The following is a 12,561-nucleotide window of genomic DNA, read 5'->3' on the forward strand; positions in this document are numbered from 1 at the left end:
GCGGCCGGCGCTGGGGCTCCCGCGCCCGCGGGGGCCCCCCCCCCCGGGCGCCCCCCCCCCCCCCCCCCCCCCCCCCACTACACACAGTCCCGGTATGACATGCCGGCAAGCTTGGCGGCCGCATGCAGCCGCCGCTGTATCATGGGCGCCATTCCCGCGCGCAACGCGCAGCCGGCTTGCAGTGCCGGCCCATGATCCCGAGAGTCTTCCGCATGTCTTCCGCCCGTCCCGCCACGCTTGAACAGTGGCTCGCCCATATCGAACAGCAGCACCCGCAAGCCATCGCAATGGGCTTGGAGCGCGTGCGCGAGGTTGCCCAGCGCATGCAGCTGGGGCGGCCGGCGGAGCACTGCATCGTGGTTGGCGGCACCAATGGCAAGGGCTCGACCGTGGCCTTCATCGAGTCCATCGCCCGCGCCGCGGAGTGGAAGGTAGGTGCCTACACCTCGCCGCACCTGCTGCGCTACAACGAGCGCGTGCGCATCGATGGCAAGGATGTGGATGACGCCAGCCTGGTGGCCGGCTTCAATGCAGTCGAAGACGCCCGTGGCGACACCGCGCTGACCTATTTCGAATACGGCACCCTGTGTGCGCTGTGGCTGTTCCAGCAGGCCGGCCTGGACTTGGCCGTGCTTGAAGTCGGCCTCGGTGGACGGCTGGACGCGGTCAACATCATCGACGCCGATGTAGCGGTGATCACCACCGTCGATATCGACCACGCCGACTGGCTGGGCGCCGACCGCGAAGCCATCGGCCAGGAGAAGGCCGGCATCATCCGCGGCTGGAAGCCGCTGATCCTCGGCGAGATCGATCCGCCCTCCAGCGTGCTGCGTCGCGCCTACGTGCTCGGTGCCAATGCGATCCGCTTCGGCAGCGACTTCTTCGCCGAGGACATTGATGGCGAACTGTGGCGCTGGCGTGATGTCTCGTTCCGCCTGGAACTGCCGCAGCCGGCATTGTGGGCGCCGATCCAGCGCAACAATGCCGCCACTGCGGTCGCTGCGCTGCGCGCCTTGGACAAGCCGGTGCCGCGCACGGCGTGGGCGCAGGGCATTGCCGATGCGCATGTCGCCGGGCGCCTGCAGCGCTTCCAGCGCGGTGATGTGGAGGTGTTGCTGGATGTCGGCCACAACCCGCAGGCTGCTGCTGCGCTGGCCGCGGCATTGAAGGCCGAACCGGTGCAGGGGCGCACGCTGGCCGTATATGCCGCGCTGGCCGACAAGGACGCCGTGGGAGTAGTCGAAGCCCTGCAGCCGCAGGTCGATGGCTGGTTCCTGGCCGGGCTGGAAGGGGCGCGCGGGCAGACCGCCTCACACCTGCGCGAACGCCTGGCGCAGACCCATGCCGCCGAGGCCGGTTTGTCCGCCAACGTCAGCGCGGCGCTGGACGCTGCATTGGCCCAGGCCAGGCCAGGCGACCGGGTGCTGGTGTTCGGCTCCTTCCATACGGTGGCCGAGGCGCTGCCGGTACTCCGTTCAGCTGACTAAGACGTTGCCACGCGTGCCCCGCATATAATCACCGGGGCACTCCGCCGCGCCGCGCATACGCCAATTGTGGAAACTCCTCTGAAACAGCGACTGATTGGTGCCATCGTTCTGGTGGCGCTTGCCGTGATCTTCCTGCCGATGCTGGTCAAAGGGCCTGCACCGGACAGTGGCGTACAGGACGTGCCGCTCAGCGCGCCCGCAGCACCGGCCGAAGGCCAGTTCGAGACCCGTGAATTACCGTTGGTCGCGCCGGGTGCACCGGCGGGTGGTGCCTTGGGAATGCCCGCCGCGCAACCGGAAACCGGCGTGGCCGCCGCCGTCGAGCCGCCGGCCAATGGCCTGCCGCCGGCGACCGCCGCTGGCAACTACGCGGTCAATTTTGGTGCCTACGGCAGCGAGGCCGACGCCGATGCGGTGATCGCGCACCTGAAGAAATCCGATCTGCCAGGCTTCCGCCAGGCCGACACCATCAATGGTCGCCAGGCTTGGCGTGTGCGCATCGGCCCGTACGCCGATCGTGCCCAGGCCGAGCTGGTGCGGCTGGAAGCGGGCAAGGTCCGCAACGACGTGAACGCGCAGGTGGTGGTGCTCAACGCCACTGCCGAGAACGCCGTCGCTGCACCGACCGCTGCCGCCACACCGTCTACCAGCAGCACCCCTGTGGCCGCTTCGAACACTGCGCCGGTGCGCACCGAGGCCTTGCCGCCGGAGCCGGCCAAGCCGGTCGTGGCCGCGCCCAAGCCGGAAGCACCGAAGCCTGAACCGGCCAAGCCGGTGGCGGCAACCCCGGCCAAGCCGGCGGTCACCACCCCGGCCGCACCGGCCGCCAGCGGTGTGGGTTTCGCCGTGCAGCTGGGTGCCTTCGGCCAGGCCGCCGATGCCAATGCGCTGCGTGATCGCGCGCGTGCCGCCGGCTTCAGTGCGTTTGTTGAACAGGTGCGTACCGATAACGGCGTGCTCAACCGCGTCCGTGTTGGCCCCGTTGCCAGTCGCGAGCAGGCCGAACAGCTCAAGGCGCAGGTCGCGGCCAAGGTCGGCATTGCCGGCATGGTCCGCCCGCATCCTTGATGCGGCGTTGCGTCCCGCCGATCAGTCGCGCAGCGCTACGCCTCACGTGCGGGGTCTGCGGTGATTGATCTGCTGTTGTTGGCGCTGATCGGTGTGTCGGCCTTGTTCGGGCTGATGCGCGGGCTGTTGGCGACCGTGCTCGGCGTAGTGAATTGGCTGTTGGCCGCTGCGGCCGCGTTCTACTACGGTGAGCGCGCCGCCCTGCTGCTGGCCGATCAAGGCCAGCCCAGCACTGGCGAATACATCGGCGGCTATCTGCTGGTATTCATCGGCGTGTTGCTGGCGGCGACCCTGGTCGGGCGCCTGCTGCGTGGCGTGGTCGATGCCACGGTGCTGCTGAAATGGCCGGATCGGCTGCTGGGCCTGGCGTTGGGCGTGGTGCGCGGGGGGGTGTTCGCGGTGCTGGCGGTACTGCTGCTGGGTTTCACCTCGATGCCTCAGGAGCCGGGTTGGCGCCAGTCCAGTGTGGTGCCGTGGCTGCAGCCGATGGCTGGCTGGATGCGTGAAAAGCTGCCGCAGCCACCTGAATCGCCGGCAATGGCGCTGATGGACTTGGGTAAGTCGGTGTTGGCAGGCGATAATGGCGGACCGAACGAAGCAGATGCGGGCAGTGGCTTGCTACCGGCGCCGTTGGAAGGGACGCGTTTTGATCCCCGCCAGCGCAGTGCAGAGCAAGGCCGAGCTGACCCGGCGGGGGCGTTGCCCTCCAACATCGATCCGGCGCAGGTGCGCCCGGGTCAACTCAAGCCGATACGGGTTGAGCCTCAAGGCCAGGCACGGCCACCTTCACGTTAACGGGCATCGCCCAGCGGAGATCGCGCAACATGTGTGGCATCGTCGGAATCGTCGGCAACCAGAACGTCGCCGGGCAGCTTTATGACGGCCTGACCGTCCTCCAACACCGTGGCCAGGATGCGGCCGGTATCGCTACCGCTGACGGCACCCGCCTGCGGGTGGAAAAGGCCAACGGCCTGGTCCGTGATGTTTTCGACGAGCGCCGCATGGCGCTGCTGCAGGGCCGCATCGGCATCGCCCATGTGCGTTACCCGACCGCAGGCTCGGAAGGCACCGACGAGGCGCAGCCGTTCTACGTCAACTCGCCGTACGGCATCGCGCTGGCGCACAACGGCAACCTGATCAACACCGAGGCGCTGCGTCGCCAGGTGTTCGAGGCCGACCGCCGCAACATCAATACCGATTCGGACAGCGAAGTGCTGTTGAACGTGTTCGCCTACGAGTTGGACGCACAGCGCATGCTGACTCCGGAAGCGGCGATCCGCGCCGTGGCCGGCGTGCACCGTCGTTGCAAGGGCGGCTATGCGGTGGTCAGCGTGGTGCTGGGCCTGGGCCTGGTGGCCTTCCGTGACCCGCACGGCATCCGTCCGCTGGTGCTGGGCAAGCGCGAGCATGCCGAAGGCGTCGAGTACGCGGTGGCCTCCGAATCGGTGGCGCTGGACGTGCTCGGCTTCGAGCGCATGCGCGACGTGGCGCCGGGTGAAGCGGTGGTCATCACCGAGCGCGGCGAGCTGTTCACCGAGATCTGCGCGACCAACACCCAGCAGACGCCGTGCATCTTCGAGTACGTGTATTTCGCACGCCCGGACTCGATGATGGACAACGTGTCGGTGCACAAGGCGCGTATGCGCATGGGCCAGAAGCTGGGCGAGAAGATCCTGCGCCTGCGTCCGGACCATGACATCGATACCATCATCCCGATCCCGGACACCTCGCGCGATGCCGCGCTGGAGATGTCCAACGTGCTTGGCGTGAAGTACCGCGAAGGCTTCGTCAAGAACCGCTACGTCGGCCGCACCTTCATCATGCCGGGGCAGGGTGAGCGGGTGAAGTCCGTGCGTCGCAAGCTCAATCCCATCCATCTGGAATTCCGCAACCGCGTGGTGCTGCTGGTGGATGACTCCATCGTGCGCGGCACCACCAGCCAGCAGATCGTGCAGATGGCGCGCGATGCCGGTGCACGCAAGGTCTACCTGGCCAGCGCCGCGCCGCCGGTGCGTTTCCCGAACATCTACGGCATCGACATGCCGGCGGCCGAAGAACTGGTCGCGCACAACCGCAGCGTCGAGGAAATCGAGAGGCACCTGGGCTGCGACTGGCTGGTCTACCAGGACCTGGAAGACCTGGAAGTCGCCGTGCGTGAAGGCAACCCGGAGCTGAAGGAATTCGACTCCTCCTGCTTCAACGGCGAATACGTCACCGGCATCGAGCCGGGTTACTTCGAGCGCATCCAGCAACTGCGTTCGGACGAAGCCAAGACCCAGCGCCGCGCGTGACCCATAAGCCCTCTCCCTGCGGGGTGAGGGGGGCAGTTTGCGAACCATCGGTTCGCTGCCCCTCGAACGCCCTTGCGCCAGCGCAAGGGCCGGGGCGCGGAGCGGGGGTTGGGGCGAGGGCAGAACGAAGCAGCAATGTGCGAGCACCCATGAACCGGCAACAAGCACAGCCTGCAGCTGCAGACACAAGCTACCTATCACCGCCCGAAGCAGCCGACTTCACCCTGCTCGACGCCGCCTGCATCTGCATGGCCGCCGTCGACCCGCTTGAGAAAGTCGCACTAACCCAGCACTACGCCGCGCGCTATCGCGCAGGCACATTGAAGCTGCCGGCAGAAGCGCCACAGCCCGACCCCATCCGCGCGCCGGGCCGCCCGCCGCAACTGGTGCTGGTGCATCCGCGCGACCTGCCACGTCGTGGCCTGGGTTCGGTGGATGGACGCGCCGCCTTCATCCACGCCATCGCCCATATCGAACTCAATGCCATCGACCTGGCCTGGGATGCGGTGTATCGCTTCCGCGGCCTGCCGGGAAGTTTCTACGCCGATTGGGTGAGCTGTGCCGATGATGAGTCGCGCCACTTCGTATTGCTGCGTGATCGTCTGTTGGCACATGGCCACGACTACGCCGATTTCCCCGCCCATAACGGCCTGTGGGAAATGTGCGAGAAGACCGCGCACGACGGATTGGCACGCATGGCTCTGGTGCCCCGGGTACTGGAAGCGCGCGGCCTGGATGTGACGCCGGCGATGATCAGCAAGCTGCGTTCGCTTGGCGATGCAACGACTGCCGACGTGCTGGAGGTGATCCTGCGCGAAGAGGTGGCCCACGTCGCTGCCGGCACGCGCTGGTACCACTGGTATTGCGCGCGCGTTGGTGTCGAGCCACGCAAGCGGTTCAAGGAGCTGCTGGGCGAATACGCCGGTGGCTATCTGCGCGGGCCCTTCAATCTGGAAGCCCGCTTGTTGGCTGGTTTCGATGAAGACGAGCTGGACTATCTGGTTGAACAAGCCGGTTGAATGCCGCGCGCGGTGAGGCAGGTCGCCGCGTCATTGGCGGCGCCTGTTCCCGTCGGCATGGCAGGGCGCAACGATGAATGATCCCCGCAACTCGGGTCGTGTCCGATTGACGGCCAGCTTGCCTGCATTCCACCATCGGCGTGGCAGCTGCGGCTTTCCGTATCCCTGTCTTTCACGGGTTGATGCAAGGGCATGCGCCAACATCAGGTCGAGTCGCATGTCACGGCGTCCTCGATCGGCAACGATGCAATCAAGGAGAAAACGATGAAGCAGATTCTTACGCTGGCCGCGCTGGTAGTGGCATTGTCGGCGTGCAACGGACCCAAGCCTGCGGCTGATTCCAGCGCCACGACGCCGGCTCCGGCTGCGCCTGTCGCAGCGGCTGAAGCAGTGGCTGCCAAGGATGATTTCCCGGTCATCGTGCAGGCCTCCGGCACCGAGCCGTTCTGGGGTGTACGCGTGGACGGTGCCAAGCTCGATTACAGCACCCCGGAAACCCAGGCCAGTCCGCTGCATCTGGAAGGCAGCCGCGCGCTGCAGGATGGCCTGCTGGTAGTGCAGGGCGGGGAAGGGAAGGAAGCCTTCCGGCTGACCGTGCAGCGTGCCGAGTGCTCGGACGGCATGTCCGACCTGAAACACCCGTTCACCGCTGAATTCGTGCTGGGCAAGGACACCTTCAAGGGCTGCGCCCGTGACCCGTCGGTACCTGTCGAGGCACCCTGATCCCACGTGTTTGTAGGAGCGGCGTCAGCCGCGAAGCCACAAAAGCAAATGCCGTCAGACAGGTCTGCAATTGCAGGTATGCCTGGCGGTTTTTTTTGTGCCAGCTTCGCGGCTCACACCGCTCCCACAAAACATATGACCGAGCCTTGTAGGAACGGCGTAAGCCGCGAAGCCGCAAATGCAAGAACCGCCAGAAAGGTCTGCGATTGCAGCCAACTCTGGCGGTTCTCTTTGCTCCAGCTTCGCGGCTGACGCCGCTCCTGCAAGCAGCGTCAGCCCAATGCTTCCAACCGGAAGCCATCCGCATCCACACGCAACACCGAACCCTGCTCGTACCAGTCCCCCAGCACGATGCGGGCGAAGCTGCGCTCGCCGGCGTTCACCGTGTGGATTGCCGGGCGATGGGTATGGCCGTGGATCATCGTGTCCACGCCGTAGCGCTGGAAGGTGGCAACCACCTCGGCGGCTGCGACATCGGTGACGGTTTCAAACGTCGCCTTGTCGTCCTGCTTCATTTCCGATTGATGCGCCTGGCTGGCGGCCCGGGCTTTCTGCGCGAAGGCCACGCGTGCTTCCAGCGACTGCGACAGGAACTGGGCGATGAAGGCCGGGTTGCGGGTCTGTGCGCGGAAGGCCTGATAGGCGACGTCATCGGTGCACAGCAGGTCGCCGTGCTGCAGCAGCACTGGCTTGCCGTAGAGCTCGATCACCGAGGGATCCGGCAGGATGCGCATGCCGGCGCGCGCGGCATAGTCGTTGCCCAGCAGGAAGTCGCGGTTGCCGCGGATGAAGTACACCGGCACACCGGCGTCGCTGACTTCACGCAGCGCCAGCGCGACCGCATCGGCGGCGCTGGAAGGCGTGTCATCGCCGATCCAGGCTTCGAACAGGTCGCCCAGGATGTACAGCGCCTCAGCCTGCCGCGCTTCGCCGCGCAGGAAGTCGAGGAACAGCTCAGTGATGGCTGGACGGCTGGGGTCCAGGTGCAGGTCGGAGATGAACAGCGTTGTCATGCCCGCATTGTAGAGCCTGATCAGCCTGCGAGCAGCGGCAACAGCTGCAGCGAGCCCGCGCCCAGCAGCACCCCGATGACGGTGGCAGCCAATACATCGCTGGGGTAATGCAAGCCCAGTACCACCCGCGACAGCGCTACACCGACGGTGAAGGGCAGCAGCAACGGGGCCAGCCAGGGATAGTAGGCCAGCGCCACCACGGTGAAGGACACCGCATGCAGGGTGTGGCCGGACGGGAAGCTGTATTCATCCAGCGGTGCCACCCAGGCGCGGATGCGCAGGTCGGCGGCAAATGGGCGCGGGCGCCGGGTCCAGCGCTTGAGCAGCTTGTACAGGGTCAGCGCCAGCACGCCGGTGGCAGCCATGTGCGCCGAGGCCTGCAGGCCATCCAGGCCATCGGCCAACACCAGCGCGCCCATCAACATGTACCAGAACACGCCATCGCCGAGCCGGCTCAGCACCGAGAACAGGCGGCGGATGCCGCGGCGGCGGCCGTAGCGGTTTGCGCGGCGGCACCAGCGTGCCTCGCGCGCGGCGATTCCTTCAGGCGGCAGCAATCGCATGGCAGCGTCTCCGGGAGGCCAGTTCGCTGAGCAGTGCTTCGAATTCGGCGACCACCCGCTCCGGGTGCAGGCGCTGCATCGCGCGGCTGGCATTAGCACCAAGCGTGGTGCGCATTTCGTCATCATTGGCCAGCTGCACGGCGGCGGCGATGAAGTTCTCATCGTTGTCGACCGCAACGCCGCTGTGTCCACTTTGCAGGTGTTCGCGGGCCGCGCCGTAGTTGAAGGCCACCGTCGCCACGCCGCTGGCCATGGCTTCCAGGGTGACGTTGCCGAAGGTTTCGCTGCGGCTGGCGAACAGGAACAGGTCGCCGCTGGCGAAATGCCGTGCCAATGCCTCGCCGCGTTGCACACCGCAGAAAATGAAGTCCGGATTCTGCTCGGCCAGCTTCTCGCGCATCGGGCCGTCGCCGACCCAGACAAAGCGTGCCTTCGGCCGGTGTTGCTGGATGCGGCGGAATGCCTTGATAGCCAAGCCCAGATTCTTCTCCGCGGCGATGCGGCCGACGTAGATCACCGCAAAGCCTTCGCCTTCGATGCCCCAGTCGGCGCGCAGGGCGGCATCGCGCTTGTTTGGGTCGAACTGACTGCCATCCACCGCGCGCGCGAGCAACCGCGCTCGGGAGAAACCGTTGTCCAGAAGGAACTGCTGCAACTCGCGGGTGGGAACCAAGGTGGCTTCTGCCTGATTGTGAAAGCGCCGCATCCAGCGCAGTGCGGTGCCCTGCAACCAGGCGGCGCCATAGTCGGGCAGGTATTCATCAAAACGTGTGTGCAGGCCCGAAGCGACCGGGATACCGAGCCGCCGCGCGGTGCGCATGGCCGACCATCCCAACGGGCCTTCCGTGGCCACGTAGACCGCGTCCGGACGTTGTTGTTGCCATTGCCGGGCCAGCCGCAACGGTGCCGGCAGGCCGAAACGCAGGCCGGGATAACGCGGCAGGCCTGCGCCGCGCACGAGCATCTCGTGGGCGCCGCCGGCGCCTTCCTGCTGCTGGCGCGGGCGTACGACATCGACGTCGTGGCCGCGGCTGCGCAGGCCGTGTTCCAGTCCCTGCACGGTCAAGGCAACGCCATTGACCTCTGGCGGATAGGTCTCGGTGACGATCGCAAAGCGCATGGCTGGCTCCCGGTTTTTGGCGAGGATGCGCGCCGGGAATGAAGCGACTGTTACTCCCAGTTGACGACTTTGTTACTGGGCCAACAAAAAAACCACGGCCCTGAAGGGCCGTGGTTCCTGGTGCTTTTTTCCCTGCGAGGCAGGGATCAGAAGCGCTGCTGGTACTTCATGTACACGAGACGACCGATGTCGTAGCCACCGTAGTACGAGAAGGCAGAGTTCGGCTTGCTGTACATCACCGGGCCGTACTTTTCGAACACGTTGTTGGCACCGACCGAAACGGTGGCATCCCACGGCAGCTTGTAACGTACCTGCACGTCGTGGAAGGTCACCGCGCCACGCTCGTTGTAGTTGCGCGCGCCCGCGTACCAAGGCGCCACCACGCCTGGATCGGAGCACTCTTCCGGATACAGCTTGATGCTCGGGCACTGCTCCTTGACACCGGAGTAGTAGCGGGTGGTCCAGCTCACGCCGAAGTTCTCCAGGTCCCAGCCAAGGCTCAGGTTGGAGCGGATGCGGAAGCCGCTGCCAATGCCGTTGGTCGGTGTCGGCACGGTCTTGCTGTTGTTGGTCGAGCGGTAGATGTTCTCGCTGACATAGGTGGTAGCCCAGCTGCTGCTGAACTTGCCATAGCTGGTATCCAGCCGGTAGCTCACATCCAGGTCGTAACCTTCGGTCTGCATGAAGCCGGAGTTGCGGTTCGCGAACTTCAGCGTATTGACGATGCCGCTGTTCGGGTCACGGGTGAAACGTTCGCAACGGGAGGCGATGTCCTGCTCGTAGCAGTCGATCAGGATCTGGGTGGGGCTGTCGGCAACGATGGTGTTCTCGATGCGGATCTTCCACCAGTCCAGCGACACGTTGAGGTTGCTGATGAAGCTTGGGCTCCACACCAGGCCGAGCGTCTTGCTGACCGAGGTTTCCGGGGTCAGCGTCGGGTCGGAACCTGAAACGAACGGCACCGGAGTTGCGTCGGTGGCCGTGGTCACCGGGGTCATGCCCTGCTTCAGCTGGCGGAACGTATCGGCGTTGGCGATGTCCTTGGCGCAGCGCAGGCGTACTTCCTGGCTGGTCCGCGACGAGCCGAACTGGGTGTCGCATGGATCGCTGAACTGGGCGAAGGTCTCCGAACCGCCACCGTACAGATCATTGATGGTGGGAGCGCGGAAGCCCTCTGCCCAGGTACCACGCACCAGCAGCTGGTCCAGTGGCTTCCACTTGAAGCCGAACTTGCTGTTGAGCGTATCGCCGAAGGTGTCGTAGTCAGAATAGCGGGTAGCGGCGTTGAAGCTCAGTTCGCGCGCACCCGGCAGGTCGGACAGCACCGGCAGGTTCAGTTCGAGGTAGGCCTCGTTGACGCGGTAGTCGCCACCGGTCGGGCCGGCTGCCAGGTTGGTGGTTGCGCCGGTCTGGGCGAGGGGGTCTGGACGGTATTCACCCGCTTCCTGACGGCTTTCCACGCCAAAGGCAAAGCCCATGTCGCCGCCTGGTAGCGTGACGATGCTGCCTGCGATGTTGGCAAAGAAGTTCTTGCTGGTGGTCTTGCCCTTGGTGATTTCCGTGGGGAACAGCCAATCCAGAAGGGTAGCGTTGGCGCTCAGGCCATTCGGATCGGTGCTGCCGTAGGGAGCCAGCGGATTCCACGGGGTGCAGTTGGCAACTGGTGCGCCGGGCGTGCCGCATTCGACCTTGCCGGTGGTGGCGTTGTAGTACGACGGGCCTACTGCGGCTGCGACGCGACCCTTGTGCAGGTTGCCGGTGGCGATGGATTCGAGTTCGTTGCGGTTGTACTGGTAGCCAACTTCCCAGTCGAAGTAGCGCTCACCCAGATCAAACGAGCCGTCAAACGAGGCCACTGCACGGTAGGTCTTCAGTTCGCTGGTGGTGACGCGCGGCACTTCCCAGGCGCGACGGTTCCAGGCGACTGCGGTTGGGGTTGCGTAGCCGTGCTGGTTGCCGAACGGGTTGAAGTAGCTGTCCACCGACATCGGGCCTACCCCTGCGGTGCTGGACTGCAGCGGATAACCGGCGATCTGGCGGCGCGAGGTGCGTTCGTTGTACCCCAGCTCGGTCTTGAAGTTGATGTTGTCGGTAATCTTGAAGCGGCCATCGAAATACACCGAATCCCGCTTGATCGGGTAGTTCACGTGCATCTGTTCGTTGGCATTGCTCACGTCACCGGTAAACGGGGTGGCATCGGTCAGGTGGTAATTGGCCGGATTGGTTGGATCCTTGCCGCGGTCCAGGGAGTAGTTGCAGCCCTTGACGTCCTTGCAGCCGGGGCCGCCGATCAGGCCGGTGATCTGACCGAACTGGCTGATCGTGGTCCAGTTGCTGCTGTCTGCCGGGTGGCGGTCGCTGATGCCGTAGGCGCTGAACCAGCGGTCCTTGGCCCAGACTTCCTTTTCTTCGCTGTGTTCAGCTGACAGAGTGAGGGAGATGCGGTCGTTGCTCCAGCCGGTGACCACGTCGAAACGATCGCGCGCGCCGTCGCCTTGGCTGTATTGGCCGTGGTAAACATTGGCGGTGACGCCGCTGACGTTGGTGCGGGTGATGATGTTGATGACACCAGCCATTGCATCGGAACCGTAGATTGCCGATGCACCATCCTTGAGCACTTCAATGCGTTCCACTGCCGATACCGGCAGGCTGGACACGTCCTGGTAACCGGACGTACTGATGCCCAGGCGCTTGCCATTGACCAGCACGAGGGTACGCTGCGCACCCAGATTACGCATGTCGATGTAGGTGCCGCCTGCATTCTCGCCTGCGGTCAGCGCGTTGGCGCGGCTGATGGCCGGGCTGCCCATTGCCGTGACGTTCTGGAGGATGTCGGCAACCGAGCTGAAGCCCTGTTGTTCGATATCGGTGCGGCTGATGGCGAACACCGGCTGTGCGGTTTCTACGTCAACCTGACGGATGCGCGAACCGGTGATTTCGATGCGATCAAGGGTGGTGGGGTTGCTGTCCTGGGCGAGCGCTGGCAGGGCGGTCATGCCGACGGTGCTCGAAACCAGGGCATAGCGGATTGCCTGCCCCAGTGTGCTGGAACGTGTTTGCATTACGGGCTTACTCTCTCTCTTTTTCGAAACAGACAAATGTCAAAAAGAGACTGCGACGCAAGGCCGTCGCGGTCTCCATCAAAGACCATCGCTGCGAGTGCAGCGGTGGTCTGGCGAGAGTAGCGTCGTTTGTAAAAAAAATGTTTGTTTTAACGCAATGGGTAACCGCAGTTACGCATTGACGTCGCCACTTTCAGATTGATCCGGATGGCGGC

10 protein-coding genes are annotated in these 12,561 nt (G+C 65.0%); 6 read left to right on the forward strand and 4 right to left on the reverse strand.

Annotated elements, in window-relative coordinates; all coding sequences use genetic code 11:
- The first annotated feature begins 212 nt into the window (after positions 1–212).
- The 6 genes from folC (at position 213) to AC13FW_RS17120 (ending at position 6,588) form a co-directional block, all read left to right on the forward strand.
- Positions 213–1,487 carry a bifunctional tetrahydrofolate synthase/dihydrofolate synthase gene (folC, locus tag AC13FW_RS17095; protein ID WP_482989873.1) on the forward strand — a complete coding sequence of 425 codons (1,275 nt, stop codon included), beginning with the start codon at positions 213–215 and terminating at the stop codon, positions 1,485–1,487.
- A 66-nt stretch (positions 1,488–1,553) separates the two neighbouring features.
- Positions 1,554–2,555, forward strand: coding sequence for an SPOR domain-containing protein (locus AC13FW_RS17100; RefSeq protein ID WP_482989874.1), 1,002 nt, complete (start codon positions 1,554–1,556; stop codon positions 2,553–2,555).
- A gap of 60 nt (positions 2,556–2,615) precedes the next feature.
- Positions 2,616–3,350 (forward strand): CvpA family protein, encoded by a 735-nt coding sequence (locus AC13FW_RS17105; protein ID WP_482989875.1) that lies wholly within the window; start codon positions 2,616–2,618, stop codon positions 3,348–3,350.
- 29 nt (positions 3,351–3,379) lie between these two features.
- Positions 3,380–4,846: an amidophosphoribosyltransferase gene (gene purF, locus AC13FW_RS17110; protein ID WP_482989876.1), complete on the forward strand. Its 1,467-nt coding sequence runs from the start codon at positions 3,380–3,382 to the stop codon at positions 4,844–4,846.
- A 248-nt stretch (positions 4,847–5,094) separates the two neighbouring features.
- Entirely contained in the window at positions 5,095–5,865 is a 771-nt protein-coding gene (locus AC13FW_RS17115) for a ferritin-like domain-containing protein (protein WP_296251952.1), read from the forward strand.
- Positions 5,866–6,129: 264 nt separating this feature from the next.
- Positions 6,130–6,588, forward strand: coding sequence for a COG3650 family protein (locus AC13FW_RS17120; protein ID WP_482989877.1), 459 nt, complete (start codon positions 6,130–6,132; stop codon positions 6,586–6,588).
- Positions 6,589–6,860: 272 nt separating this feature from the next.
- Here the strand turns inward: AC13FW_RS17120 and lpxH are convergent, their stop codons facing one another.
- The 4 genes from lpxH to AC13FW_RS17140 form a co-directional block, all read right to left on the reverse strand.
- Positions 6,861–7,601: a UDP-2,3-diacylglucosamine diphosphatase gene (gene lpxH, locus AC13FW_RS17125; RefSeq protein ID WP_482989878.1), complete on the reverse strand. Its 741-nt coding sequence runs from the start codon at positions 7,599–7,601 to the stop codon at positions 6,861–6,863.
- 20 nt (positions 7,602–7,621) lie between these two features.
- Entirely contained in the window at positions 7,622–8,164 is a 543-nt protein-coding gene (locus AC13FW_RS17130) for a phosphatase PAP2 family protein (protein WP_481615345.1), read from the reverse strand.
- On the reverse strand, positions 8,145–9,284 hold the full coding sequence (locus AC13FW_RS17135; protein ID WP_482989879.1) for a glycosyltransferase family 4 protein: 1,140 nt from the start codon (positions 9,282–9,284) through the stop codon (positions 8,145–8,147). Before AC13FW_RS17135 ends, AC13FW_RS17130 begins: the two co-directional genes overlap by 20 nt.
- A 146-nt stretch (positions 9,285–9,430) precedes the next feature.
- Positions 9,431–12,346 carry a TonB-dependent receptor domain-containing protein gene (locus AC13FW_RS17140; protein WP_296253292.1) on the reverse strand — a complete coding sequence of 972 codons (2,916 nt, stop codon included), beginning with the start codon at positions 12,344–12,346 and terminating at the stop codon, positions 9,431–9,433.
- Positions 12,347–12,561 lie beyond the last annotated feature (215 nt).

Source organism: Stenotrophomonas sp. 21LCFQ19, assembly GCF_056861425.1.